This window comes from Mesorhizobium sp. B2-6-1, from assembly GCF_006440475.1.
In the GTDB taxonomy this organism is placed as follows: domain Bacteria; phylum Pseudomonadota; class Alphaproteobacteria; order Rhizobiales; family Rhizobiaceae; genus Mesorhizobium.
On the sequence record NZ_VFUH01000006.1, the window covers coordinates 1 to 23,557 of the forward strand.

Below are 23,557 nucleotides of genomic sequence, written 5' to 3' on the forward strand. Positions count from 1 at the left end.
GATCTACACCCGCCAGGAGCGCAACGGCATCCTGCTCGGCACTTACGAAAAGGCGTGCAAGCCATGGTCGCCGGTCAACACGCCCTGGGATTTCGGCCACGAGCTCTTGCAACCCGACCTCGACCGCATCGCGCCGTCGCTGGAGGTCGGCTTCAAGCATTTCCCCGGCATCGAGAAGGCCGGCATCAAGCAGATCATCAACGGTCCCTTCACTTTCGCATTGGATGGCAATCCGCTCGTCGGCCCGGTGCAGGGCCTGACCAACTTCTGGTGCGCCTGCGCCGTCATGGCCGGCTTCAGCCAGGGTGGCGGTGTCGGCCTGGCGCTGTCCAACTGGATGGTGCATGGCGATCCCGGCTTCGACGTATGGGGCATGGACGTCGCCCGCTTCGGCGAATGGGCCAGCCTGCGCTACACCAACGCCAAGGTGCGCGAGAACTATTCGCGCCGCTTCTCGATCCGCTTCCCCAATGAGGAACTGCCGGCAGCGCGCCCGGCGCAGACGACGCCGCTTTATGACACCATGCTCGCCAACAACGCCGTCATGGGCGACTCCTGGGGCCTTGAAACGCCGCTGTGGTTCGCGCCGAAGGGCAAGGAGCCGAAGGATATCGTGTCCTTCCACCGCTCCAACGATTTTGGGCCGATCGGCGAGGAAGTGCGCGCCACGCGCGAGCGCGTCGGCGTCACCGAAATCGCCAACTTCGCCAAATACGAGGTCTCCGGACCGGGGGCGGAGGATTTCCTCAACCGGCTGATGACCAACCGCATGCCGAAGGCGGGCCGCATCGTGCTGACCCCGATGATCAACGAATTCGGCAAGCTGATCGGCGACTTCACCATCGCCAAGGCCGCGGAAGAACGCTTCATGATCTGGGGCTCGTCGGCCGCGCAGAAATATCACATGCGCTGGTTCGAAAAGCACCTGCCGAAAGATGGTCCAAGGGCGTCAGAGGTGCGCATCCACCGCTTCGACCAGACGCTTGTCGGCCTGTCGATTGCCGGACCGAAGTCGCGGGATCTCCTGCAGAAGCTGGTCGATGTCGACATCTCGACCAAGGCCTTCCGCTTCATGGATTTCCGCGAAATGGCGGTCGGCGGCGCGCCCTGCATGGTCAACCGCATCACCTATACCGGCGACCTCGGCTACGAGATCTGGATGGCGCCGGCCTATCAGCGCTTGGTTTACAAGGCGATCAGGGACGCAGGCGAAGAATTCGGCCTGGTCGATTTCGGCATGCGCGCCCTGCTCTCCATGCGCCTGGAAAAGAACTTCCCGACCTGGTTCCGCGAATTGCGCCCGATCTACGGACCGTTCGAAGGCTCGATGGACCGCTTCATCAAGCTGGAGAAGAACGACTTTATCGGCCGCGACGCGGCCGCCAGGGAACGGGCCGAAGGACCGAAGCTGCGCCGCGTGTCCTTTATCGTCGAGGCGGCCGACGCCGACGTGATGGGTGACGAGCCGATCTGGGCCAAGGTCGGCAAGGACTACGGTACGGTGGAAAAGCCGCATGGCTTTGGCGCGCCGCGCTTCGATGCGGCCGGCAAGGAAGTGCGGGGCTCCAAGGCGGCACAAGGCGCATCCGCCGTGCGCGGCATCGTCGACGGCGACTGGCGCGTGGTCGGTTGGGTCACCTCCGGCGGCTATGCCCACTACGTCCAGAAGTCGATGGCGCAGGGCTACGTGCCGGCGACGCTGGCCGAGGATGAAAGTGCCGGCCTGTTCGAGATCGAAATCCTCGGCCATCGCCGTCCGGCCCGCATCAATGTCGAGGCGCCGTTCGACCCGAGCGGCGAGAAGATGCGGAGCTGAGGTTTCGCCATGGACAGCGCGGCGCCAAAGGGGAGCTTCGGCCGCCACCGCAAGATCATGCCGTTTGTGCCGGGCTCGATCGAGGCGCTGCGCGACGCCTCCCGCCGGAAGGCGGCTGATCTCAACCAGCATGTGCTGGGCTATGGCGCGACAGCCGAAGCGGAATGGGCGGCGGCAGGCATTGCCGCCCCCGACCTGGCCGAAATGCGCCAATACCGGCTGGCGCGCATCCGCGCCGAGCTGAAGCGCCGCGGCTATGCCGGCGCGCTGCTCTACGATCCCGTCAACATCCGCTATGCGATCGATTCCACGAACATGCAGCTTTGGGTGGCGCACAACCCGACACGGCATTGTTTCGTTGCCACCGACGGGCCGGTGGTGCTGTTCGACTATTTCTCCTGCGAACATCTGTCGGACCATTCCGGCGTCGTCGACGAGGTTCGCCCCGCCGTCTCGTGGATGTATCTCTACAGCGGCGAACTCACCGAGCAGAAGGTCGGCCGCTGGGCGGCCGGGATCGCCGATCTGGTGCGGGAACATGGCGGCTGCAACAGCCGCATCGCGGTCGACCAAATCAATCCGGAAGGCGTCGAGGAACTTGCGCGCCGCGGCATTTCCATCGGCAATGGCGAAGCGGTGATGGAGAATGCCCGGCTGATGAAATCGCCGGACGAGATCCTTGCCATGCGCCGCGCCATCGTCGCCTGCGAGGCGGCAATGGGCGAGATGGAACAGGCGCTGAAGCCCGGCATCTCTGAGAATGAATTATGGGCCGAACTGCACCGCGGCAACATTGCCCGCGGCGGCGAATGGATCGAGACGCGGCTGTTGGCATCCGGCCCGCGCACCAACCCCTGGTTCCAGGAATGCTCCTCGCGCCTCATCGAGGCGGGCGATCTCGTCGCCTTCGACACCGACCTGATCGGCCCCTACGGCTTCTGCGCCGACCTGTCGCGCACCTGGCTGTGCGGGGATGTGAAGCCAACCGACGAACAGCGCGATCTTTTCCGCATCGCCGCCGACCAGATCGCGCACAACACCGAATTGATACAGCCGGGCACCGCCTTCCGCGACCTTGTCGACCGCTCGGCGGTGCCGCCCGGCGACTGTTTCCCGACCCGCTATGGTGTGCTCTACCATGGCGTCGGGCTGGCCGACGAATACCCCACCTTGCCGCATGCCGACGACTGGACATCGGACACGCCCGACGGCGTGATCGAGCCAGGCATGGTGCTGTGCGTGGAGAGCTATATCGGCAGGCTCGGCGGGCGCGAGGGTGTCAAGATCGAAGAACAGATCCTGGTCACTGGCACCGGCAACGAAAAGCTTTCAACCTATCCGCTGGATGCGAGGCTGCTCGACTAAGCCGGCAAGGGCCTCGCGCATCGCGGCAACCGTTTTTTCCGGCGTCGTTTTCGCGGTGATGAAGGGCAGGCCCTTGCGCAGGCCCGTCCAGCCGACGACCTTCACTTGCCGGGCGGCCCGCTCGAAGCGCTGCGCCAGCGCCCAGCTCTCGCAGTCGATCGCCGCGACATCGGCCCTGCCCTCGGCCACGGCGACGATCGAAGCGCGATGTCCGCCGCTTTCGCTGCGCGAGGAAAACACATCAAGGCTTTCGCCCAACGCCTCCAGGTCGCGCGTCGGCGCGATGATACCGGACATGGAATCGAGGCTGTTGAAGGTGAAGCGCTTGCCCCGGATCAGATCGAGCGGGATGACGGGCCTGCCATTGCCAGGCGCAGGCACCGACGCCTTGCCGTCCGCCCGCATCACCAGCGCGCTCGAATAAAGCTCGCCCTGGCCGCCTTCGTAGACGTCATAGCTCGGCTGGCCGACAACCTGCACATGGCCGGCTAGGCCAAGCTCCATCGGCCCCCAGCAAGTCTGCGCGAACAGCAGTGCGGGATGCAGCCAGAGCTGGTGAAAATCGAGCGCGTCCGGCGGCAATGTCGCGGGGTCGGGCGCGATCAGAACGCCGGTGCCACTATGAATGCCGCCCGGCACCGGCGGCAGATCGCCGTTGCGGCGAATGACGGTCTCCGGCGCATCGATTATCCCCCCTTGACGGAAGGCATCGCGCAGCAGTGCCCATTGGTCGTCGACCTCGCGGCGCACTTCCGGCCAGTCATACATCGGCAGCGCTGCAACGAATTCGCTCATGCCGGGATCTGACCATTAAATCTGGAGAGAGGTTCACAAAAACGCGGCGTCGGATTTGAGTTAGCCGACACCGTCCGTCGTGTCGCGGGCTTCATTCCTTGGGCGGCTCGGCCGGGACTGGCGCGGTGCCGAGCCCGCTGATGCTCCGCGCCCTGACGCGCGGCTTGAACGCCCTGCCCGGCTCCGGCTGGCGCCGCAACACCGGATGCACGATCGGCTCCTTGGCCTTGAAAGCATAGGACCTGATCAGCGCGAAATAGCTGGGATAGGCATAGCCATTGTTCATCCGCAGCCATTCCTCGCGACGCTCGCGAAACAGCTGAGGCAGTCTGTACCAGGCCACCGTCGGGGTCTTGTGGTGGACGAAGTGCAAATTGTTGTTGAGGAACAGGAACGACAGCGGCGAGCGCTCGATGATCACCGTGCGGCCTTCCGGATGCTCGGACCATTGATGCTCCGCAAAAGTGCGGATCGCGATCAGCGACTGGCCGAGCCACACCGGCAGAATATAGAGCCAGAGCGGAATGCCGAAGCCGAACTGCACGATCGGCGCCACGACGGCGAGGCCGATCGCATGCAGCAGCCAGGCTTTGCGGATGGCCTTGTCGCCGGCCATCATATGTTTGGCGTCGTCGGTGAAGAAGCCGATGCAGGACAGCCAGGGACCGAGGAAGAACCGGCCGGCCATGGTGTTGTTGACCTTGAGCAGGAATTTCATTGCCCGCGGCAGGTCGTCATGCTGCCACAGCGCCTGGTAATAGCTCTCCGGATCGTCGAGCGGATCGGTCAGGCGCTCGTCGGCATGATGGCGCAGATGAAGCGTCTTGAAACGGCGGAACGGCCAGACCAGACCGATCGGCAGGAAGACGAAAGCCTCGTTGATCAGCGCATTGCGCGTCGGATGGCCGTGCAGCACTTCGTGCATGATCGACGACTGAAGTGCCAGGATGAAACCGAGGATGGCGAGCGCGGGGATCGGATAGGACGGCCAGAGCAGTAGACCGGTGGCGAGCCATGCTCCGTAACAGAAGAAAGCGAGGGCTACGGTTGGCCACTCGATGGCCGGTGTATTGCGTCGCCTTATGCTCTTGCCAGTCATGCTATCGACCACTGCCCCTCAGTCGCCGGAACCCCAGTGGCTCCTGACAGCATAGTGTCAGGAGAAACGATTCCACTCAACGAGACAAAGTGTACAAGATGTTGCGATTGCGCATTTTCAACCGCACATGTTACAGGTTGTAAACAGACCTAGGGATTCATTTGCGCCTGAAGCGCCCCGTCAGGACCTTCCAGCGAAAATTTTTCCTCATGATTCGGAGAGTCGGAAAATGGACAAACGGGATTTGTCAGCAATCTTTCGGGAGCGTCTCAAGCTGCTCCTGACACGGTCCGACCTCAACCAGTCCGCCTTCGCCACCGCCGTCGGCATCGATCGGTCGGCGCTGTCGCAGCTGATGTCGGGCGCCTCGACGCGCCTGCCGCGGGCCGAAACGCTCCTCAATATCGCGGCCGAGTTCAAGGTGTCGCTGGATTGGCTGCTCGGCCTCAGCCAGGACGAGGGCGTCACCGGTGAAATCCGCGAAAGCCTGGAGATCGAGGAAGCCCCCGACGGTTTTGACCGCACGCTTCTGGCCAGATGGTTCGCCGAGGCCGCGGGCACCAAGATCCGCTATGTGCCGGCTGGCATTCCCGATCTTCTGCGGACGCACGCGCTGGTCGACTATGAGGCAAACATCACCAACAGGAGCAGGCTCGCACAGGCCAGCGAGACCCAATACCGCATCGAATACAACCGGCGCCCGGAGACCGACATGGAAGTCTGCATGCCGCGTCACACGCTGGAGATTTTTGCACGCGGCCTCGGCGTCTGGGATCGCTTTCCGGAGGCCGACCGTCAGCAGCAACTCGCCCATATGGCGACGCTGCTTGATGATCTCTACCCGACTTTCCGCCTGTTTCTCTACGACGGCCGCATGCGCTATTCGATCCCGCTCACCATCTTCGGACCTTACCGCGCCGCCATCTATGTCGGCGACATGTACGTCGTGCTGAACGCCACCCAGCCGGTCCAGGCCTTGACCCGGCATTTCGACAATCTGATCCGGGCCGCCGACGTCAACCCGCATGAGGCAGCAAGCTTCGCGCGCAATCTGGCTGGCCTGTCGTTTCCATCAGGTTCCGCATGACAGCGGCACCCGTAACCGCGCCCTTCAACTGCGACTCCGCCGTCGCTATTTCATTGACTGGACATAAAGACTTCTTTATATCCTTATCCGAATTCAGAACATGAAAGCCAATCCGATGACGACGACCAACCCGATCGACGCGCTGCTGGCGCAAAAAGGCGTGCTTTTGGCTGACGGCGCCACGGGCACCAATTTGTTCGCAATGGGTCTGGAGGCTGGCGAGGCGCCTGAGTTGCTGAACGAGACCGCGCCCGACACCATCACCCGCCTGCACCAGAATTTCGTCGACGCCGGCGCCGACATCATCCTGACCAATTCGTTCGGCGGCACCCGTCACCGGCTGAAGCTGCATCATGCGCAGGACCGCGTGCACGCCCTGAACAAGCGCGCCGCCGAGATCGCCCGCGCGGTTGCCGACAAGGCCGGCCGCAAGGTGATCGTTGCCGGCTCCGTTGGCCCGACCGGTGAGTTGCTGGTGCCGCTTGGCGCCATGACCTATGACGAGGCGGTAGACGCCTTCGCCGAGCAGATCGAAGGCCTCAAGGAGGGCGGCGCCGAAATCGCCTGGATCGAGACCATGTCGGCGCCCGACGAGATCCGTGCCGCCGCCCAAGCGGCGATCCGCGTCGGCCTGCCCTATACCTATACCGGGTCTTTCGACACAGCCGGCCGCACCATGATGGGCCTGCTGCCGAAGGACATACACGGCGTCGCCGACGGCTTGTCGCAAGCCCCTCTCGGCGTCGGCGCCAATTGCGGCGTCGGCGCTTCCGACATCCTCGCCTCGCTGCTCGACATGACGCAGGCGAAACCGGAGGCAACCGTGATCGTCAAGGGCAATTGCGGCATTCCCGCATTCCGCGGCACCGAGATCCACTATTCCGGCACGCCCGAATTGATGGCCGACTATGTGCGCCTTGCCGTCGACGGCGGCGCGAAAATCATCGGCGGCTGCTGCGGCACCTCGTTCCAGCACCTGGCCGCCATGCGCAAGGCGCTCGACGCCCACACCAAGGCGGATCGTCCGACCGTCGAGACGATCGTCGAGCGCATCGGTCCGATGCGCAACAAGGTGGCCACGGCGAACAGCGCCGAGACCAGCGAGGCCCGCCGCGAGCGTCGTCGCAGCCGGGCCTGAAGCCACCGCTTTCTAATTATTCGCTGTTGTCAGCGTAGCTCGACTGCGCCGATTTGAGATCGACGACATTGTCGCCGCGCATCGTCATCAGCGCTCCGGATGAAACCGGATCGGTGATCTGCTCCAGCATAATGCGGAAACGGTCGTTGGTCAGAGCCGACATGGCGGTGTGGCGCGCCTGCGCGACATCGTCGCCGATGCGCCTGGATTCGGCTGATTGGGCGGCCGCCGAAGCGTCCCGTGCCGGCGGTGTCGAGTTGGCGGTAGTCCTGATCTGCAATTCCGGCTCCCTCAGCCCCACACACCTATCCGGCGTAACAAGAGGAAATTGCGATCCGGTACCGGAAATGCCGCGCAATTTAACGGATCGCAAATTCCGCAAGAAAAGGCCGGCAGGGAATGTCCCCTCGCCGGCCTGCCTCACCCGCCCGTGGTTCGGTTTCTCACGTCAGAACGATCTCATCTGAAAGAAACCGGCCGTCATCACTACCGATTGCCGCCCAGCGCCGAGGCAAGGCGCACAAGCGAGAGGAACTCGGACCTGTACCCAAACGGGTCGGCCCCCCGGGCGGCAGTGGCGATCTCCATGATCCTGTCATAGCCGAACTTCGCCGTCGCATCCTCGTCGCGCAGTTTCTGGCCGAAGGCCGCGACCGCGACGGAGAAACGCTGGTCGGTGGTGGCCTGGTCGAAAGACGCAACCTCGTTGGCCGACGTCACCGGGGTGGTGATCAGCTTCGAGAGGTCCTCGTTGGGCAGCTTGTAGCGTATCTTGACGAAGGCGTATTCGTCCGCATTGGCGACGCCACCATTGTTCACCGCGGCCTGGCCATAGCGAAGCGGTTCGATCTGTTCGCCGCCGCTGCCCTTGGGCGTGATCTCGTAGATCGCGGTGACCGAATGGCCCGAACCGATCTCGCCGGCATCGACGCGGTCATTGTTGAAATCCTCGCGGTTCAAGGCGCGGGTCTCATAGCCGATCAGCCTGTACTCCGAGACCTTCTGCGGATTGAACTCGACCTGGATCTTCACGTCCTTGGCGATGGGGAACAGCGTCGAGGAGGCATCCTCGACCAGCACCTTTTCCGCCTCGGCCAGCGTGTCGATATAGGCGGCGGTGCCATTGCCGTTCTGGGCGATGGTCTGCATCATCTCGTCGTTGAGATTGCCGCGGCCGAAGCCGAACACCGACAAGAAGACGCCGCTCTTGCGCTCTTGTTCGATCAGGCGCTTGAGATCGTCATCGTCGCTCTGGCCGACATTGAAGTCGCCGTCGGTGGCGAGCATCACGCGGTTGACCCCGTCCTTGATGAAGGACTGCTCGGCCAACTTGTAGGCCTCCTTGATGCCGGCCTCGCCGGCCGTCGAGCCACCCGGCTGCAAATTGTCGATGGCGTTGAGGATCTTGTCCTTCTCGGCAACCTTTGTCGGCATCAGCACCGTGCCGGCATCGCCGGCATAGGTGACGATCGAGATGGTGTCGTCGGCCTTCAGCTTGCTGACCAGCAGCCGGAATGCCGCCTTGAGCAGCGGCAATTTATCCGGTTCGTCCATCGAGCCCGAGACGTCGATCAGGAACACCAGATTGGCCTTGGGCTGCTCGGCCGGCTTGACGTCGAAACCCTTGATGGCGACATGCATCAGCTTGCTGTGCGCGTTCCACGGCGTCGGCATGACGCTGACGGTCGAATTGAACGGCGTCGACGCCGCATCCGGCCCCTTCCAGTCATAGGGGAAGTAGTTGATCATCTCCTCGACCCGCACCGTGTCGGCCTGCGGCAGGAAGCCCTCCTTCAGCGAACGGCGCACGAAGGAATAGGAGGCGGTGTCGACGTCGATCGAAAAGGTCGAGACCGGGTCCTCGAGTGCCGAATGTACCGGATTGGTCTTAAAATCCTGGACGCGATCGCGGTTTTCCTCCTGTGGTGCGATCTGGTCCGCCGGCGCCATGGCGGGCTGCTGCGGTGCTATCATTTTGGACATGCGTGCGGCTCGCGACGTGCTGGGCGCGGCAGTGCTATCCAGGGCGAACTCGCCCGTTGGCGCAGGTGGCGCAGGTTCCGCCGGCGCAACCTGTTCCTGCGCATTCTGCGGCGCCAGGCCTCCAGCAACGGCCGATTCGGATTTGCTCGGCGCCGCCAAGGCCTCCGTTTCGTCGCGGCTTTCCGCGTCGGTCTTCTTGTCTTTCTCAGGCGCGCTCGTTGCGAGCGGTTTGTCGATCGCCTGATCGCCCGTGGCCTGTTTAGCCAGCGGCTTCACCGTGGCGGGCTTGTCGGCCAGCGTCTCGGTGATCTTTTCGCCGCCGCCGAAAGTGGACGGCTGTTCCCTCAGCATATGGAAAGTGGCGTATCCGGCGATCGGCAGCGCGACGAGCCCGGCAATAGCCGGCGTGGCAATGAGTTTCTTTTGCATGATTTCGCTCCAGAGCTTTCGTGCTCGCTCTGTGAGACGAAGGCCGCCGGCCGATCCTTGGCTGACGGCGGAAATATTTTCCTCATCATAGGCGCGCAAGGCGGCCTCGAAGGCGCGCGCCTTCGCGCTCTCGCCGGGAGCCGGGATCACTATGTCGCGCAGCCTCTTGAGTTCGTTCTCGTCGACCATGGTCACACTTCCCCGGCTGAACGCATGAGCGTCTTCAGCCGTTTCTTCGCTTCATGGATGTGCCAGGAAACCGTCGTCTCCGAGATCGCCATCGCCTCGGCGGCGGCCGCGTGGCTCAAGCCCTCGCCATAGACCAGCAGCACGGCGTGGCGCTGCTTGTCGGGCAGTTGCCGGACCGCGACCCACATCGCCTCGGCAGGATCCTCGTTCTCGGCAGGATCCTCGCCCGAAATCAGCGCGTGGACGCCATAGGCTTCGGTCTTGACCGTCTCGCGGGCGCTCTTGCGCATCATGTCGCGCGCGGCGTTCAGCGTCATGGCATAGAGCCACGTGGTGAAGGCGCTGCCGCCGCGATAGTCGCGGATCGCCTTGCCGAGCCGGACGCAGACTTCCTGGGCGATGTCTTCGGCGTCCGCCTTCCGACCGCACCAGCGGTAGGCGGCGCGATAGACGAAGTCATAGTGCCTTTCGAGCAACGCGCCGAAAGCTCCCCTGTCTCCGCCCTTCGCCCGCCCGATCAGTTCGGCGTCGGAGGCTTCGCTCTCATCCAGCATCATCGCCATCATTTGCCTGTTGGACGAAGGCTAATGGCCAATCCTTGGGGTGAGGGAAAGATTTTTTTACTGGTACCTCTTCCTTCTCCCCGTTCTACGGGAGAAGGTGCCCGAAGGGCGGATGAGGGGCGGCGCCGACCTCTCGAAGATTGGCTTTACCCGAGCGTCTCGGAAAACAGGGTGATCAACCGGTTCCAATGCCGCTCGGCGCCATCTTCGTTGTAGACGCTGTGGTCCGGCACGCACCAGCCATGCGCCATGCCGACATAATTCTCCAGCACGTAATCGACTTCCGCCGCCCTGAACGCCTCGGCCAGCCGCGCTGATTGTTCGGGCGGAAAACTCCTGTCGACGCCGGCCATGCCGACATGGACGCGTGCCTTGACCGACCCCGCCTTGCGGTGCGGACTGTCGGCCGCGTCGCTGGCGAGATTGCCGCCGTGGAAACTGGCCGCCGCCCTGATGCGATCCGGATAGGAGGCGGCTGCGTTCAGCGCCCGCGCGCCGCCCATGCAATAGCCGACAACGCCGATCGGCCCGGTGACGCCTTCGGCAGCGAGTGCGTCGAGGAAGGCGCCGCTGTCGGCAATCGTCATCTCCTGCGTCGTGGCGCTGATCAGCGCCATCAGCGGCACCTTGGTTCTTTCCTCGACGAACGCGGTTTTGGCATCGAACGGACCGTAGGGCGCGTTGCGATAGAAGAGATCGGGCACCAGCACCGGATAGCCCTCGTCCGCCAGCCGCCCGGCCATGCCGTCGAGCGCGGGGCGCGGGCCGAAGGCATCCATATAGAGGATGATGCCGGCCTTGGGCGGGGAAGCGTTGGCCGGGCGGAACAGCCCCGCCCTCGCCATACCGTCCCTGGTCTTGATCTGAAGGTCTTGTTTCGCCATCGCCAGCTCCGTTCGGTTGCTGGGCGATACATATCCGGGCACGCCGACAGGGCAAGCTGTTGCCTGATTTTGGCAGTCAACATTTCGTGCGGCAGCGCGACGAGCTTACCGGCCCGCGAACGCTGCCATGTGGAAGGCCTGCACCTCTGAGGGGTAGCGATAGGCTGTGCCATAGGGACAGGCGTTGCGGTCAAGGCAGCCGCCGTCACAACAGGGCCCGCCACTCGGCCCGCGCACATGCGCCAGGCAGGCCTGGTAGGCGAAGCCTTGGATGGAATAGGCATCGACCGGACAGGATTTCAGGCACGGTTTGTCGACACAGGTGTCGCAAAGATGGACCGCCTCGCGAGCCTCCGGGAGCGCGATCTCGTCCTCGAACAGCAGCGCGCCGCGATAGGCATGCCAAAGCCCATATCGCGGATGCATGAGGATCCCGAGCGGTGACGGCTTCAGGCCCTCGGCCCGCATCGCCCATCGCTGGAACGGCAGATAGGGCTTGTCGGACGGCGACACGGCGCGTGCGCCGAATTCTTCCGCGACCGCGCCTATGACCTGCCGGGACCAGGTGTCGAGCGGATTGGCGATTGCTCGCGGCTGCTTTTCACGCCAGCGCAGAAAATGCGGCCAGGGTGCTGCCCCCGCCTGTCCCACCAGCAGCGCCGACCTGGTTGGTGCACCGGAGCGGCCACAAGGCGCCGCCTCGCCGTCCCCAAAGGTGAAGCCGCCACGCAGGATGAGGCCGTCGGCGCCAAGCGCGGCCGCAATCTCCTCCATCCTGCCGCGCGAAGGAATCATCCCTTCTTGACCGGATCGGAGAAGGCGCTCCGCCAGACTTCCTTGTGGATGATGTTGGCGACTTTAGCCCCGCCTGACTCGGGCTCCTTTCACGTGAAGGCGTCGGGCATCGACCCCTTCTTCTTGGCGATGAAGTCCTTCAGCGCTTCGTCGATCGCCGGATCGAGATGCGGCGCCTCATAAGATTCCAGCCAGCGGCGGGCGAGTTCGTTGGCGCGCTGCGGCGCGGTCTTCTCGCCTTCGGCCAGCCACTGCTCGTAGGAATTGTTGTCGGCGATGTTGGAGCGATAGAAGGCAGTCTGGAAATTCGCCTGCGTGTGGTCGCAGCCGAGATAGTGGCTGCCCGGCCCGACTTGGCGGATGGCGTCCATCGCCTGGCCGTTTTCCGACAGGTCGACGCCTTCGGAGAATTTTTGCGTCATGCCGAGTTGGTCGATGTCCATCATGAATTTTTCGTAGCAGGACGCCAGTCCGCCTTCGAGCCAGCCGGCCGAATGGAGGACGAAATTGGTGCCGGCCAGAATGGTCGAGTTCAGCGTGTTGGCGCTTTCATAGGCTGCCTGCGCGTCGGGAATTTTCGAGGCGCAGAGCGAACCGCCGGTGCGGAACGGCAGGCCGAGGCGCCGTGCGAGCTGTGCGGCGCCGTAGGACACCAGCGACGGCTCCGGCGTGCCGAAGGTCGGCGCGCCCGACTGCATCGAGATCGACGAGGCGAACGTGCCGAACAGCACCGGCGCGCCCGGCCGGATCAGCTGCGTGAACGAAGCGCCGGCAAGCACCTCGGCAAGCACCTGGGTCAGCGTGCCGGCCACCGTCACCGGGCTCATCGCGCCGGCGAGGATGAACGGCGTGACGATGCAGGCCTGGTTGTGGCGCGCATAGACCTTCAGCGCGCCAAGCATGGTCTCGTCGAAGACCATCGGCGAGTTGGCGTTGATCAGGCTGGTCAGGACCGTGTTGTTTTCGACGAAGTCGTCGCCGAACACCAGCTTGGCCATGGCGACCGTGTCTTCAGCACGTTCCGGTGCGGTGACCGAGCCCATGAACGGCTTGTCGGAATATTTGATGTGCGCGTAGATCATGTCGAGATGGCGCTTGTTGACCGGCACGTCGACCGGCTCGCACACGGTGCCGCCCGAATGGTGAATCGAAGGCGCCATATAGGCGAGCTTCACGAAATTCTGGAAATCCTCGATGGTCGCGTAACGCCTGACGCCGTCGAGGTCGCGCACGAAGGGCGGGCCATAGACCGGGGCGAAGACGGTAGCATTGCCGCCGATCTGCACCGAGCGTTCGGAATTGCGGGCATGCTGGGTGTAGATGGGGGGCGCGGTCTTCAAGAGCGAACGGCAGAGCCCCTTCGGGAAATGCACGCGTTCGCCCTTGACGTCGGCGCCCGCCTCTTTCCACAGCTGCAACGCCTCCGCATCGTCGCGGAAGATGATGCCGATTTCTTCGAGCACCGTGTCGGTGTTCTTCTCGATCAGCGCCAGGCCTTCCTCGTCCAGCACTTCATAGACGTTGATCTTGCGCTTGATGTAGGTGAGCTGGGTGCCGGGACCGCCGCCCGACCGCGCTGCCCGCCTTGCCGCCGCCCCACCGCTGGCGCCGCGTCCACGTCGCGCGTTTGACGCTTCCTGGTCCACTGCCGCGTGTTCGCTCATGATCGTTCTTCCCTGAATTTGGACCGGCTTGACTAGCGCCCGGCCCGGAACCGTTGTGGCCGCCTATCGCGGCTTCCGGCGGATCGTAGCCATGCACCCTATTCGAAACGGCCCGTCCGCGCCAACGCCTGTCGCAAAATCGACAAGAAAACCGATAGATTTTTCAGTCGCTTTCCTTTTGCGGGAAGTCGCAAATCAGCTATGGATACCCGCCCCTTGCGGGTTAGGTATTGGCGCGTTGATTTTAAGCTGCCATGGTCGTTCCCGGCAGCAAGGAGCCTGAGAAACAATGTCCGACGACGAGATTATCCTCTCCGAGCTTTCCGACGACGAGTTGGTGCAGCAGATGCACGACGATCTCTACGACGGTCTGAAGGAAGAGATCGAGGAAGGCACGCGCATCCTGCTCGAGCGCGGCTGGGCACCCTACAAGGTGCTCACGGAAGCGCTGGTCGAAGGCATGCGCATCGTCGGCGAGGATTTTCGCGACGGCATCCTGTTCGTTCCCGAAGTGTTGCTGTCGGCCAATGCGATGAAGGCCGGCATGTTCATCCTGCGCCCGCTGCTCGCCGCCACCGGCGCGCCCAAGCAGGGCAAGATGGTGATCGGCACCGTCAAGGGCGACATCCATGATATCGGCAAGAACCTCGTCGGCATGATGATGGAAGGCGCCGGCTTCGACGTCATCGACCTTGGCATCAACAATGCGGTCGAGAAATATCTCGATGCCATCGAGCAGCACCAGCCGGACATTATCGGCATGTCGGCGCTGCTGACCACGACCATGCCTTACATGAAGGTCGTCATCGACACTATGAAGGAAAAAGGCATCCGCGACGACTACGTCGTCCTGGTCGGCGGCGCGCCGCTGAACGAGGAATTCGGCAAGGCGGTCGGCGCCGACGCCTATTGCCGCGACGCCGCTGTGGCGGTCGAGACCGCCAAGGACTACATGAAGCGTAAACACAATGTGCGCGCTTCCGCCTGATACAAGGCAAGGCGGACGCTCAACAGACGAAGCCGCGCCTTGCAGCGCGGCTTTTTTGTTCCCAGATGTCGGGAGCGGCGGTCAGGGTTTCTTGACGGTATCGTCAACGGCCTTCGCGGTAGACTTGATATCCCTGCCGACGCCGCGGACGGTGTTGGCACAGGCCGAAAGGGCCAGGGCACAAGCCAGGATTGCGATTGGCGCAATGCGTAACAGTTTCATCGACGGTTTATCCCTCTCTCGGTAGATCGCCCCACAGCAACGAAAGCCGGCTCGGCTGGTTTCATGAAGATGCCCAGACCCAAGCAGAATCAAGCGGACAAGCTGCTCATCATCGCCTGCGGGATGATTGCGCGCGAGGTGTTGGCCGTCAAGGAACAGCTCGGGCTCGATCACCTTGAATTGACATGCCTTCCGGCCGAGTTTCATTTCTATCCGGACCGCATCGCGCCGGCGATGGACAAGGCCATCGAAAAGGCCAAGGCGGAAGGCTACAGCAACATCTTCGTCGGTTACGCCGATTGCGGCACCGGCGGCCTGCTCGATCGGGTCTGCGAGAAGCATGGCGTCGAACGCATGGCCGGACCGCATTGCTTCGCCTTCTACCAGGGCATGGATGCCTATGCGAAGGTCGCCGACGACGACATGATGTCCTTCTACATGACCGATTTCCTCTGCCGCCAGTTCGATGCCTTCTTCATGAAGCCGCTCGGCCTCGACAGGCATCCGGAGCTGATCAAGGACTATTTCGGCAATTACGAGAAGCTGATCTACCTGGCCCAGACCGACGATCCGGAGCTCGACAAGGTCGCGGAAAAGGCCGCGAAACTGCTTGGCCTCGTCTATGAGCGGCGCGCGACAGGCTATGGCGATCTGACGGCTGGGCTGGCCAAGGCCGCGGCTGACGTCTGACGCTGGCTGGGCTGCGGCCCTCTTGCGCGGCGATTGGCGATTATCGCCCTTTCCGAAGGCGAAGACAGGACGGATCGCCGCCTTCTACTGGAGAATGGCCTTGATCTGTTCCCAGGCCAATTGCCTTAATTTGGATCGCGGCGTGGTTTCGTTGTTAAGCACGGATGACAGCCTGCCGCGAATGGGTAAATTGCGCGCAAGCCATGCAAAGGCGCCGTCCAGTGGTCGGCTGCCGGACACCGACGAGGAATGCCGATGACCCTTCGCCCGATGCTTGCCGTTGCCGGCCTTCTCTGCTGCACCTTGCCCGCGCTTGCTGACGGCGAGGTGCAGAAGCTGATCACCGCCGCCGACAAGGCGCGGCTGGACAAATATGGCGAGACGCGCAAGGCGGCTCTTGCCGAGGCTAAGGCGGGCAATCCTGGCGAGGTCAGGCAGCTCGACGCCTTGCTGGCCAAGCCGCTGGTTGCCTTCTCCGACAAGGACCTCACCGGCAAGTGGCAATGCCGCACCATCAAGGTGGGCGGGCTGAGCCCGCTCGTTATCTATGGCTGGTTCAAATGCAGGGTGACCGACGACGGCTCCGGCTGGCGGCTGGAAAAGCTCACCGGCTCGCAGCGCACCAAGGGCCGCTTCTTCGACGACGGCGAAAAGCGTGCGATCTATCTCGGCTCCGGTTCCGTCAACAACGATCAGGCAAAACCCTATGGCAGCGGCCCCCGGACCGACCAGGTCGGCTACGCCTTCCGCAATAGCGCCGGGGAATGGCGCATCGAGTTCCCCGCTCCCTATTACGAATCGAAGCTCGACATCATGGAGTTCAAGCGCTGAGCGGAGCCTTCCTGACGATTCCGGCATACCAAGGATTAACCCGCCTCGTCTAAGCTCCGGCCGTGGCAGTTGGTCCCAGGGGTGGCAAGATCAATGGCAATACCGGAAACCGATCCGAGACCGATCGTGGTCGTTACCGGAGGAGGCCAGCACGTATGGGCAATGGTCAACGCCATCGCCGACCGTGTCGGCCCAGTCATCGTGATCCTGGAAGTCCCTGAATCCAAAAAGCGATTGCTGCTTGGCCGTGCCCGGCGCCAGGGCTGGCTGCAGGCCACCGGCCAGCTCGGCACGATGGTGCTGAGCAGGCTGGGCAAGCGGCTCTACGCCAGCCATGCCGCCCGGTTGATTGCGCAGGAGAAGCTCGAGACCGAGCCGCGGCCGGGCCAGGAGATCATCCATGTTGCCTCGGCCAACGGGCCGGAGTGTCTAGCGGCGATCCAGAGAATCCAGCCAGGCATCGTCCTGCTTAACGGCTGCCGACTCCTGTCGAAGGACATGTTGGCCAGGATGCCTTGCCCGGTGCTCAACTATCATGTAGGTATCACGCCGAAATATCGCGGCATGAACGGCGGCTACTGGGCGTTGGCATCGGGCGATTCCGCGAATTTCGGCACCACGGTGCATCTGGTCGATGCCGGCGTGGATACGGGCGGCGTGCTGAAACAGGCCTACGGTCAGCCGAAACCAGGCGACACGATCTCAAGCTATGCGCTGCGCCAAACCGCGTTTTCGCGCGACATCTGCGTCGAGGCGGTCAGCGATGCTCTGGCCGGAAAACTCGTGACGTTCGATCCAGGCCTGCCATCTAAACAGTGGTACCACCCGACGATCTGGTTCTATCTCTGGACGGGGCTCAGAACCGGCATCTGGTAGCGCTGGCGATACTGGCGATCGTATGCTATTGTCATACAAAATATGGAGCCCTATCGATGTCCAGCATGGCGCCTGTCAGCGTTCGCGTCACCTCGGACGAGCGTGACATTCTCGAGGCCGCCGCCAGGCAGGCTCATACAAATCTGAGCGACTTCATTCGGCGCAAGGCTGTTGAGGCGGCCGAGATGGAGGTTTTGGGCGGCCGTGTCGTCGTTATTCCCGCAGTCGATTGGGAACAATTCGAGGCCTGGGCGAAATCGACGCCAACGACCATGCCTGGACTGCAAAGGCTTGCTGCGTCCAGGCCAGTATGGCGGGACTGACGCCACCCCGCCCGCTTGCCGGAGATGACAGCTGGGACGCTTTCGATTGCGGTCGTGAGTCGTTGAACAACTGGCTTCGCCGTCATGCATGGCGCAACCAGCAGGATGGATTGTCGCGGACGAGCCTCATCTGTGATTCCGAAACCGGTGGGATAGCGGCTTACGTTGCGCTGAGCGCTGGCCATATCGAACGCGCATACCTGCCCAAATCGGGACAGCGTAATCGGCCTGATCCCATTCCGGTAATCCTGCTCGGCCAGTTGGCCGTCGATCGCAAATATCAGGGACGCGGCTGCGGGCGCTCCCTTCTCCTGTTTGCGCTCAGGACGGCGGTGCGGTTTTCCAGCAATATCGGCTGCTTCGGCGTTATCACACACCCGCTGGACGAAGGCGTAAGAGACTTCTATCGCGACTTCGCTTTTCAGGATCTTCCATTCGATCCCAAACGGAGCATGATCGTCCGCATCGCCGATCTGAGGCACAATGGCTTCGATGGCAGCATCGATCATTCCTGCTGATTTCTGCCTCAGGCCGACATTGAGGATTGCCTTTCATTTTACGACATCCAAATGCGTCGCTTTTGAATGCGCGCGCGTCGTCCCATAACAAGCGGCCCAATTGCGCATGCGGCAATGCTCGCAGATCGAGGAGTGAGAATTCATGGCCGATCTGATCGTCGTCTACTGGCGCGACATCCCTGCCCAGGTCATCGTCAGGAAAGGCCGCCAGAACGCCAAGCGCGAACTGCCGTTGCGCTTCACCGAGGCGATCGACATGTGCGCCATGCGCACCGGCGCCGGCGGCACCGACGACTATCTGGCCGAATGGCGCAAGGCCGATCCGGTTCCGGTCGGCGACGACCTCGAAGCCGAGGTCGAGAAGGCATTCCAGGACCTCGACGCGAAATATGACCGCGAGCGGCTGATCGCTCTGGTGAAGGCGGGCGGCAAAGAAAATGTCTGAAACCATTCCCGCCAAGGAGAGCCCGGCTCTCCAGCCGATCACCCAGGCGACCCTGGTCAAGAAGGCGGCACCGAAATCCGACTACAAGCCGGCCGACGTGTCGCCACAGCGCCGCGTGCAGCGCTCCTTCGCGGTGAGATTGTGGTCGGTCCGGCACTCGCGCCTGCTCGAATGGTTCTATGCCCGCTTCGCCGACACGTTCCTCCTGCTGCATCCTTTGTGGAAAGGCATCGGCTACAGCCGTGTCGAGGCCCCGGTGAAGTTTGTCGAAAAGCGCGTCAAGGGCTTCATGTTCGACTGCCGCATGTGCGGCCAGTGCATCCTGTCCTCGACCGGCATGTCGTGCCCGATGAACTGCCCCAAGCAGCTGCGCAACGGCCCTTGTGGCGGCGTGCGCGCCAACGGCAATTGCGAGGTCGAGCCCGATATGCCTTGCGTCTGGGTCAAGGCCTGGGAAGGGGCGCGCAACATGGAGCACGGCGACAGGATTCTTGCAGTGCAGAAGCCGGTCGACCAGTCGCTGCGCGAAACGTCCGCCTGGCTGCGCGTCACCGCGCAGGCGGCAGCCGCCCGTGAAGCCGCGGCCGATGCGAAGACCGGAGCGGCCGCATGATCGCCCGCCAGCGTGACGAGAACCCGGCCGGCATCCATCTGCCGCTCGACCCCTTGCCCGGCCACACCTCGCGCGGCCGGCTCGAACGCGTCCTGCGACGCGGTGAATTCGCGGTCACCACCGAGCTCAACCCGCCCGACAGCGCCGATCCCGAAGACGTCTACAACAGGGCGAAGATCTTCGACGGCTGGGTCGATGCCATCAACGCCGTCGATGCGTCGGGCGCCAATTGCCATATGTCGTCGGTCGGCATCTGCGCGCTCCTGACCCGTATGGGCTACGCACCGATCATGCAGATCGCCTGCCGGGACAAGAACCGCATTGCCATCCAGGGCGACGTGCTGGGCGGGGCTGCCATGGGCGTCGCCAACATGCTGTGCCTGACCGGCGACGGCGTGCAGGCCGGCGACCAGCCCGGCGCCAAGCCGGTGTTCGACCTCGATTCCATGTCGCTGCTCGAAACCATCCGCATCATGCGGGACAACGGCAAGTTCCTGTCCGGCCGCAAGCTTACCACGCCGCCGCAGTTGTTCCTCGGCGCGGCCGTCAATCCGTTCGCACCGCCCTTCGACTTCCGCCCGATCCATCTCGGCAAGAAGATCGCAGCCGGCGCTCAGTTCGTTCAAACGCAGTATTGTTTCGACGTGCCGATGTTCAAGGCCTTCATGCAAAAGGCACGCGATCTCGGCCACACGGAGAAAGTGTTCGTCCTGTGCGGTGTCGGACCGCTCGCCTCGGCCAAGACCGCCAAATGGATCCGCTCCAACGTGCCGGGAATCCATATTCCGGATATCGTCATCAAGCGGCTGGAAGGCGCCCAGGACCAGAAGAAGGAAGGCAAGCAGCTCTGCATCGACATCATCAACGAGGTGAAGGAAATCCCAGGCGTTTCAGGCGTCCATGTGATGGCCTACCGCCAGGAGGAGTATGTCGCCGAGATCGTCGATGAATCGGGCGTGCTGAAGGGCCGCCAGCCGTGGAAGCGCGAAATCCGCCGCGACGACCAGATGGTCGCCGACCGGCTCGACCATATCCTGCACGACGATGTTACCGAAACCCAGGTGGACATGGTGAAGACCGCGCATTGACTTGCGGGACAGCCACCATTCGCTTGATCGACAAGAGATAACGATATAAAGAACTCTTTATATCACGACGGAGAGATTTCATGACCCGGACCATCGTTGCCTCGGCGACACGAGAAATCATCATCGGCTTCGACCAGCCCTTCTGCGTGATTGGCGAGCGCATCAACCCGACCGGCCGCAAGAAGCTCGCCGCCGAGATGATCGCCGGCAATTTCGAAACCGTCATCAAGGACGCGCTGGAACAGGCCGCTTGCGGCGCCACCATGCTCGACGTCAATGCCGGCGTCACCGCCGTCGACCCCAACGCGACCGAGCCGGCATTGCTGGTACAGACGCTGGAGATCGTCCAGGGCTTGGTCGACCTGCCGCTGTCGATCGACTCCTCGGTCACCGCCGCGATCGAGGCGGCGCTCAAGGTCGCCAAGGGCCGTCCGCTGGTCAACTCCGTCACCGGCGAGGAGGAAAAACTCGAAGCCATCCTGCCGCTGATCAAGAAATACAACGTGCCGGTCGTCGCCATCTCCAATGACGAGACCGGCATTTCGATGGATCCGGATGTGCGCTTCGCCGTCGCCAAGAAGATCGTGCAGCGCTGCGCCGATTTCGGCATTCCGGCGCATGACGTCGTCGTCGACCCGCTGGTCATGCCGATCGGCGCGCTCGGCGACGCCGGCCGCCAGGTGTTCGCCCTGCTGCGGCGCCTGCGCGAGGAACTGAAGGTCAACACCACCTGCGGCCTGTCCAACATCTCCTTCGGCCTGCCGCACCGCCACGGCATCAACGCCGCCTTCATCCCGATGGTGATCGGCGCCGGCATGACATCGGCCATCATGAACCCGGTGCGTCCGCAGGAAATGGAAGCCGTGCGCGGCGCCAACGTTCTGAACGGCACCGACGAGAATTGCACCAACTGGATTCGCACCTATAAGGATTACAAGCCGGCCGAAGGCGGCCAAGCGGTCGCCGCTCCGACGGCGGTCAATGCACCAGGCGAAGGCGGCGGCAATGGCGGTCGCCGTCGTGGCGGTCGTGAAGCCCGCATGGCAAGGGGATAAGCGCGCAATCGTGAATTCGCATACCAACATCACCGATCCGCTCGTGCTGTTCATGCCGTCGGGCAAACGCGGGCGGTTTCCGGTCGGCACGCCGGTGCTCGACGCCGCGCGCCAGCTCGGCGTCTATGTCGAGAGCGTGTGCGGCGGGCGCGCCACTTGCGGGCGCTGCCAGATCGAGGTGCAGGAAGGCAATTTCGCCAAGCACAAGATCGTCTCCTCCAACGACCACATCTCGCCCAAAGGGCCCAAGGAAGAGCGCTATGAGCGCGTGCGCGGCCTGCCGGAACGGCGCCGCCTCTCCTGCTCGGCGCAGATCCTCGGCGACCTTGTCATCGACGTGCCGCAGGACACGGTCATCAACGCACAGACCATCCGCAAGGATGCCGACACCAGGGTGATCGCGCGCGATACGGCGATCCGCATGTGCTATGTCGAAATCGAAGAACCCGACATGCACAATCCTTCAGGCGATCTCGACCGGCTCAAGATCGCGCTGATGAAGGACTGGAACTTCAAGAACCTCGAATTCGATTTCTATTTGCTGCCGCAGGTGCAGGGCATCTTGCGCAAGGGCAACTGGACCGCGACCGCCGCCATCCACAAGGATGCCGACAGCGATATCGCGCGCGTCATCGCTTTGTGGCCCGGCCTCAAGAACGAGGCCTATGGGCTGGCCTGCGATATCGGCTCGACCACCATCGCCATGCATCTGGTGTCGCTGCTGTCGGGCCGCGTCGCCGCTTCGTCAGGCACGTCGAACCCGCAGATCCGCTTCGGCGAGGATCTGATGAGCCGCGTCTCCTATGTGATGATGAACCCGGATGGCCGCGAAGGCATGACGGTCGCCGTGCGCGAGGCGATCTCCGGCCTTGTCGACAAGGTCTGCGCGGAGGGCAGTGTCCAGCGCAACGATATCCTGGATTCCGTCTTCGTCGGCAATCCGATCATGCACCATCTGTTCCTCGGCATCGATCCGACTGAACTCGGCGGTGCCCCCTTCGCGCTCGCCGTCTCCGGCGCGGTGCGCATCAAGGCCTCGGATATCGGCCTCAAGCTCAACCCGGGCGCACGGCTCTACATGCTGCCCTGCATCGCCGGCCATGTCGGCGCCGACGCCGCGGCGGTGACGCTGTCGGAGGGCCCGCATCGCCAGGACGAGATGATGCTGATCGTCGACGTCGGCACCAATGCCGAGATCGTGCTCGGCAATCGTGCGCGAGTTGTGGCTGCTTCCTCGCCCACCGGTCCCGCCTTCGAAGGCGCGGAAATTTCCGGCGGCCAGCGCGCCGCGCCCGGCGCCATCGAGCGCGTGCGCATCGATCCCGACACGCTCGAGCCGAAATACCGCGTCATCGGCTCTGAACTGTGGTCCGACGAGCCGGGTTTCCTCGACAGCGTGCAGGCGACCGGCGTCACCGGCATTTGCGGCTCCGGCATCATCGAGATCGTTGCGGAGATGTATCTGGCCGGCATCATTTCGGAAGACGGCGTCGTCGACGGATCGCTCAGCATGCGCTCGCCGCGTATCGTCGCCAACGGCCGCACCTTCTCCTACGTGCTGAAGGAAGGCGAGCCGAAGATCACCATCACCCAGACCGATGTGCGCGCCATCCAGCTCGCCAAGGCGGCGCTCTATGCCGGCACCAAGCTGTTGATGGAAAAGCAGAACACCGAGCATGTCGACCGCATCCACTTCGCCGGCGCCTTCGGCTCCTTCATCGATCCAAAATACGCCATGGTGCTGGGCCTGATCCCCGATTGCGACCTCGACAAGGTCTCGGCCGTCGGCAACGCCGCCGGCGCGGGCGCGCGCATGGCGCTGCTCAATCGCGGCTATCGTCGCGAGATCGAGGAGACGGTGAGCCAGATCGAGAAGATCGAGACCGCACTGGAGCCCAAATTCCAGGAGCACTTCGTCTATGCGATGGCGTTGCCGAACAAGGTCGATCCGTTCCCGAAACTGTCGGCGGCGGTGAAGCTGCCGCCGCGCAAGACGGTGAGCGAAGACGGCATCGCCGGCGACGCCACCCCGCGCCGGCGCTCGCGCGAAGGCCACGCCGCGCGACGTGGCCGGGAATAAAATTAGGGCACAATGCAACGC

At 63.3% G+C, this 23,557-nt stretch carries 23 protein-coding genes; 15 read left to right on the forward strand and 8 right to left on the reverse strand.

The window, feature by feature from the left end; translation table 11 throughout:
• Together FJ443_RS14190 and FJ443_RS14195 are read left to right on the forward strand one after the other, a co-directional pair.
• The coding region (locus tag FJ443_RS14190; protein ID WP_140664516.1) for an FAD-dependent oxidoreductase at window positions 1-1,816 on the forward strand (1,816 nt) is incomplete at its 5' end.
• A 9-nt stretch (window positions 1,817-1,825) separates the two neighbouring features.
• Window positions 1,826-3,181 (forward strand): Xaa-Pro peptidase family protein, encoded by a 1,356-nt coding sequence (locus tag FJ443_RS14195; protein ID WP_140664519.1) that lies wholly within the window; start codon window positions 1,826-1,828, stop codon window positions 3,179-3,181.
• Here the strand turns inward: FJ443_RS14195 and FJ443_RS14200 are convergent.
• Together FJ443_RS14200 and FJ443_RS14205 are read right to left on the reverse strand one after the other, a co-directional pair.
• Entirely contained in the window at window positions 3,146-3,976 is an 831-nt protein-coding gene (locus FJ443_RS14200; RefSeq protein WP_140648804.1) for a PhnD/SsuA/transferrin family substrate-binding protein, read from the reverse strand. The genes FJ443_RS14195 and FJ443_RS14200 overlap by 36 nt on opposite strands.
• A 91-nt stretch (window positions 3,977-4,067) precedes the next feature.
• Entirely contained in the window at window positions 4,068-5,075 is a 1,008-nt protein-coding gene (locus FJ443_RS14205; protein WP_140664521.1) for a fatty acid desaturase, read from the reverse strand.
• 229 nt (window positions 5,076-5,304) lie between these two features.
• Here FJ443_RS14205 and FJ443_RS14210 point away from each other — a divergent pair, with 229 nt between their 5' ends.
• Together FJ443_RS14210 and bmt are read left to right on the forward strand one after the other, a co-directional pair.
• Complete coding sequence (locus tag FJ443_RS14210; protein WP_140664524.1) at window positions 5,305-6,162, forward strand: helix-turn-helix transcriptional regulator; 858 nt, start codon at window positions 5,305-5,307, stop codon at window positions 6,160-6,162.
• A gap of 115 nt (window positions 6,163-6,277) precedes the next feature.
• On the forward strand, window positions 6,278-7,300 hold the full coding sequence (gene bmt / locus FJ443_RS14215; RefSeq protein ID WP_181175104.1) for a betaine--homocysteine S-methyltransferase: 1,023 nt from the start codon (window positions 6,278-6,280) through the stop codon (window positions 7,298-7,300).
• 16 nt (window positions 7,301-7,316) lie between these two features.
• On the opposite strand, the gene FJ443_RS31165 is transcribed toward bmt, so the two are convergent.
• From FJ443_RS31165 to FJ443_RS14245, 6 genes are all read right to left on the reverse strand, one after another.
• On the reverse strand, window positions 7,317-7,580 hold the full coding sequence (locus FJ443_RS31165) for a hypothetical protein (protein WP_181169919.1): 264 nt from the start codon (window positions 7,578-7,580) through the stop codon (window positions 7,317-7,319).
• 206 nt (window positions 7,581-7,786) lie between these two features.
• Window positions 7,787-9,901, reverse strand: coding sequence for a VWA domain-containing protein (locus FJ443_RS14225; protein WP_140664530.1), 2,115 nt, complete (start codon window positions 9,899-9,901; stop codon window positions 7,787-7,789).
• Window positions 9,902-9,903: 2 nt separating this feature from the next.
• On the reverse strand, window positions 9,904-10,464 hold the full coding sequence (locus FJ443_RS14230; RefSeq protein WP_140664532.1) for an RNA polymerase sigma factor: 561 nt from the start codon (window positions 10,462-10,464) through the stop codon (window positions 9,904-9,906).
• 146 nt (window positions 10,465-10,610) lie between these two features.
• The gene (locus tag FJ443_RS14235) at window positions 10,611-11,348 is read right to left on the reverse strand and encodes a dienelactone hydrolase family protein (RefSeq protein ID WP_140516327.1); all 738 of its coding nucleotides are present in this window, start codon (window positions 11,346-11,348) and stop codon (window positions 10,611-10,613) included.
• A gap of 105 nt (window positions 11,349-11,453) precedes the next feature.
• Window positions 11,454-12,143: a 4Fe-4S dicluster domain-containing protein gene (locus FJ443_RS14240; protein WP_140495660.1), complete on the reverse strand. Its 690-nt coding sequence runs from the start codon at window positions 12,141-12,143 to the stop codon at window positions 11,454-11,456.
• Window positions 12,144-12,232: 89 nt separating this feature from the next.
• Window positions 12,233-13,807: a trimethylamine methyltransferase family protein gene (locus FJ443_RS14245; protein ID WP_140495659.1), complete on the reverse strand. Its 1,575-nt coding sequence runs from the start codon at window positions 13,805-13,807 to the stop codon at window positions 12,233-12,235.
• Between the two features lie 289 nt (window positions 13,808-14,096).
• Here FJ443_RS14245 and FJ443_RS14250 point away from each other — a divergent pair, with 289 nt between their 5' ends.
• From FJ443_RS14250 to FJ443_RS14305, 11 genes are all read left to right on the forward strand, one after another.
• Complete coding sequence (locus FJ443_RS14250; RefSeq protein WP_140495658.1) at window positions 14,097-14,795, forward strand: B12-binding domain-containing protein; 699 nt, start codon at window positions 14,097-14,099, stop codon at window positions 14,793-14,795.
• A gap of 285 nt (window positions 14,796-15,080) precedes the next feature.
• The gene (locus FJ443_RS14260) at window positions 15,081-15,707 is read left to right on the forward strand and encodes a DUF1638 domain-containing protein (protein WP_140516331.1); all 627 of its coding nucleotides are present in this window, start codon (window positions 15,081-15,083) and stop codon (window positions 15,705-15,707) included.
• A 255-nt stretch (window positions 15,708-15,962) separates the two neighbouring features.
• Window positions 15,963-16,538 carry a DUF4893 domain-containing protein gene (locus FJ443_RS14265; protein WP_140664535.1) on the forward strand — a complete coding sequence of 192 codons (576 nt, stop codon included), beginning with the start codon at window positions 15,963-15,965 and terminating at the stop codon, window positions 16,536-16,538.
• A 93-nt stretch (window positions 16,539-16,631) separates the two neighbouring features.
• The gene (locus FJ443_RS14270) at window positions 16,632-17,414 is read left to right on the forward strand and encodes a formyl transferase (protein ID WP_140664538.1); all 783 of its coding nucleotides are present in this window, start codon (window positions 16,632-16,634) and stop codon (window positions 17,412-17,414) included.
• A 56-nt stretch (window positions 17,415-17,470) separates the two neighbouring features.
• Window positions 17,471-17,737, forward strand: a complete 267-nt coding sequence (locus tag FJ443_RS14275; protein WP_140559615.1) for a DUF6290 family protein — start codon at window positions 17,471-17,473, stop codon at window positions 17,735-17,737.
• The gene (locus tag FJ443_RS14280; protein ID WP_140664541.1) at window positions 17,725-18,255 is read left to right on the forward strand and encodes a GNAT family N-acetyltransferase; all 531 of its coding nucleotides are present in this window, start codon (window positions 17,725-17,727) and stop codon (window positions 18,253-18,255) included. The genes FJ443_RS14275 and FJ443_RS14280 overlap by 13 nt, the downstream gene beginning before the upstream one ends.
• A 142-nt stretch (window positions 18,256-18,397) precedes the next feature.
• Window positions 18,398-18,700, forward strand: coding sequence for a virulence factor (locus FJ443_RS14285; protein WP_140664543.1), 303 nt, complete (start codon window positions 18,398-18,400; stop codon window positions 18,698-18,700).
• Window positions 18,693-19,313: a methylenetetrahydrofolate reductase C-terminal domain-containing protein gene (locus FJ443_RS14290; RefSeq protein WP_140664546.1), complete on the forward strand. Its 621-nt coding sequence runs from the start codon at window positions 18,693-18,695 to the stop codon at window positions 19,311-19,313. The genes FJ443_RS14285 and FJ443_RS14290 overlap by 8 nt, the downstream gene beginning before the upstream one ends.
• Window positions 19,310-20,401 (forward strand): methylenetetrahydrofolate reductase, encoded by a 1,092-nt coding sequence (locus FJ443_RS14295; RefSeq protein WP_140664549.1) that lies wholly within the window; start codon window positions 19,310-19,312, stop codon window positions 20,399-20,401. Before FJ443_RS14290 ends, FJ443_RS14295 begins: the two co-directional genes overlap by 4 nt.
• A gap of 80 nt (window positions 20,402-20,481) precedes the next feature.
• Window positions 20,482-21,456 (forward strand): methyltetrahydrofolate cobalamin methyltransferase, encoded by a 975-nt coding sequence (locus FJ443_RS14300; protein ID WP_140495648.1) that lies wholly within the window; start codon window positions 20,482-20,484, stop codon window positions 21,454-21,456.
• On the forward strand, window positions 21,407-23,536 hold the full coding sequence (locus FJ443_RS14305) for an ASKHA domain-containing protein (protein WP_140495647.1): 2,130 nt from the start codon (window positions 21,407-21,409) through the stop codon (window positions 23,534-23,536). The genes FJ443_RS14300 and FJ443_RS14305 overlap by 50 nt, the downstream gene beginning before the upstream one ends.
• The last annotated feature ends 21 nt before the right edge of the window (window positions 23,537-23,557 follow it).

What these genes read in the sequence shown, in the direction of transcription:
- FJ443_RS14195 (WP_140664519.1), top strand. Translation starts at nt 1,826, where the DNA reads ATGGACAGCGCGGCGCCAAAGGGGAGCTTCGGCCGCCACCGCAAGATC.
- FJ443_RS14200 (WP_140648804.1), bottom strand. Translation starts at nt 3,976, where the DNA reads ATGAGCGAATTCGTTGCAGCGCTGCCGATGTATGACTGGCCGGAAGTG.
- FJ443_RS14205 (WP_140664521.1), bottom strand. Translation starts at nt 5,075, where the DNA reads ATGACTGGCAAGAGCATAAGGCGACGCAATACACCGGCCATCGAGTGG.
- FJ443_RS14210 (WP_140664524.1), top strand. Translation starts at nt 5,305, where the DNA reads ATGGACAAACGGGATTTGTCAGCAATCTTTCGGGAGCGTCTCAAGCTG.
- bmt (WP_181175104.1), top strand. Translation starts at nt 6,278, where the DNA reads ATGACGACGACCAACCCGATCGACGCGCTGCTGGCGCAAAAAGGCGTG.
- FJ443_RS14225 (WP_140664530.1), bottom strand. Translation starts at nt 9,901, where the DNA reads ATGGTCGACGAGAACGAACTCAAGAGGCTGCGCGACATAGTGATCCCG.
- FJ443_RS14230 (WP_140664532.1), bottom strand. Translation starts at nt 10,464, where the DNA reads ATGGCGATGATGCTGGATGAGAGCGAAGCCTCCGACGCCGAACTGATC.
- FJ443_RS14235 (WP_140516327.1), bottom strand. Translation starts at nt 11,348, where the DNA reads ATGGCGAAACAAGACCTTCAGATCAAGACCAGGGACGGTATGGCGAGG.
- FJ443_RS14240 (WP_140495660.1), bottom strand. Translation starts at nt 12,143, where the DNA reads ATGATTCCTTCGCGCGGCAGGATGGAGGAGATTGCGGCCGCGCTTGGC.
- FJ443_RS14245 (WP_140495659.1), bottom strand. Translation starts at nt 13,807, where the DNA reads ATGAGCGAACACGCGGCAGTGGACCAGGAAGCGTCAAACGCGCGACGT.
- FJ443_RS14250 (WP_140495658.1), top strand. Translation starts at nt 14,097, where the DNA reads ATGTCCGACGACGAGATTATCCTCTCCGAGCTTTCCGACGACGAGTTG.
- FJ443_RS14260 (WP_140516331.1), top strand. Translation starts at nt 15,081, where the DNA reads ATGAAGATGCCCAGACCCAAGCAGAATCAAGCGGACAAGCTGCTCATC.
- FJ443_RS14265 (WP_140664535.1), top strand. Translation starts at nt 15,963, where the DNA reads ATGACCCTTCGCCCGATGCTTGCCGTTGCCGGCCTTCTCTGCTGCACC.
- FJ443_RS14270 (WP_140664538.1), top strand. Translation starts at nt 16,632, where the DNA reads ATGGCAATACCGGAAACCGATCCGAGACCGATCGTGGTCGTTACCGGA.
- FJ443_RS14275 (WP_140559615.1), top strand. Translation starts at nt 17,471, where the DNA reads ATGTCCAGCATGGCGCCTGTCAGCGTTCGCGTCACCTCGGACGAGCGT.
- FJ443_RS14280 (WP_140664541.1), top strand. Translation starts at nt 17,725, where the DNA reads ATGGCGGGACTGACGCCACCCCGCCCGCTTGCCGGAGATGACAGCTGG.
- FJ443_RS14285 (WP_140664543.1), top strand. Translation starts at nt 18,398, where the DNA reads ATGGCCGATCTGATCGTCGTCTACTGGCGCGACATCCCTGCCCAGGTC.
- FJ443_RS14290 (WP_140664546.1), top strand. Translation starts at nt 18,693, where the DNA reads ATGTCTGAAACCATTCCCGCCAAGGAGAGCCCGGCTCTCCAGCCGATC.
- FJ443_RS14295 (WP_140664549.1), top strand. Translation starts at nt 19,310, where the DNA reads ATGATCGCCCGCCAGCGTGACGAGAACCCGGCCGGCATCCATCTGCCG.
- FJ443_RS14300 (WP_140495648.1), top strand. Translation starts at nt 20,482, where the DNA reads ATGACCCGGACCATCGTTGCCTCGGCGACACGAGAAATCATCATCGGC.
- FJ443_RS14305 (WP_140495647.1), top strand. Translation starts at nt 21,407, where the DNA reads ATGGCGGTCGCCGTCGTGGCGGTCGTGAAGCCCGCATGGCAAGGGGAT.